General features: G+C 54.3%; 1 protein-coding gene. It reads right to left on the reverse strand.

All coding sequences use genetic code 11. The features are described 5' to 3' along the window. Positions 1-888 (reverse strand): ISL3 family transposase (locus I9W95_RS12445; RefSeq protein ID WP_404818754.1); only part of this gene is annotated, 888 nt, incomplete at its 3' end. Between the last annotated feature and the right edge of the window lie 101 nt (positions 889-989).

Consider the following 989-nt stretch of genomic DNA (forward strand, 5'->3'; position numbering starts at 1 on the left):
AGGCTGGTTGGCTTGCAGCAACTCTTCGAGCTTCAGAGCCTGTTCATCTTGGAGGTTGGCCCGGTTTCTGAGCAACAGCCAACGACTTCGCTTCACCACTTTCCGAGCCGGCTTGTCGTGTCTAAGTCGATTGGCTTGGTCGACCCTAACTCGGTCAATCACTTCTCTTCCGAACTTGGCGACAACATGGAACAGGTCATAAACCACGCGAGCTTTCGGGCAATGGTGCTGAACCTCCAAGTCCAAGGCAGTATTCATATCCATCGCCACAGCTTCGATTCGGCTACATGCCTCAGGTCCAAGCCATTCAAAGAACGGGCGCACAGCTGCTCGGCTACGACCCTCTCCAACCCAGAGCACTTGCTGGGTGTCTGCATCGATCGCCACGGTGGCGTACCGGTGCCCCTTGAACAAAGCGAACTCATCCATAATCAAGCGGCGAATTCGATGCCGGTCAGGCTCTGTTACTTCCCGCTTGAGACGTTGATGATCGACGGCCTTGATTGTATGCCAGTGCAACCCCAACAGGGTTGCTACATGCTGAACTGGCATCAGGCGCACCAAGGACTCAATCCAGTTGATCATGCCCGTGGTCAGGCGCTGTCGTCCTGGCAACCAGCGAATCTGTTCAAGTCTGGGGCCGCAGGAAACGCAGCGAACTCGGCGAACGGGCACGTCCAGCCAGACACGATATTGGAACAGGTCGCGTTCGCGAACCCGTCGGGTATTAGTGTCATGGATGGCAAGCGTATGCTGGTTACAACCACTGCAGCAAGGCAGACTACCAGGGGTAGGTCGCAGCCGGATGAGTAGGGATTGGGCGTCAATCTGAGTGTAGGATTCCATCGTGAATCCTTCCCAGAACAGATCAAGAAGATTAGCATTCATAAAGACGGCGGTGGATTGGCTAATTTTGTTGTTTTGGCGAACTCAAAACTAACCGGTTTTACCGCCGTCTCCTACTTTTTCACGCTAACCCGCGATGAACC

Source organism: Thalassolituus marinus (assembly GCF_020320395.1).
In the GTDB taxonomy this organism is placed as follows: Bacteria; Pseudomonadota; Gammaproteobacteria; order Pseudomonadales; family Oceanobacteraceae; genus Venatoribacter; species Venatoribacter marinus.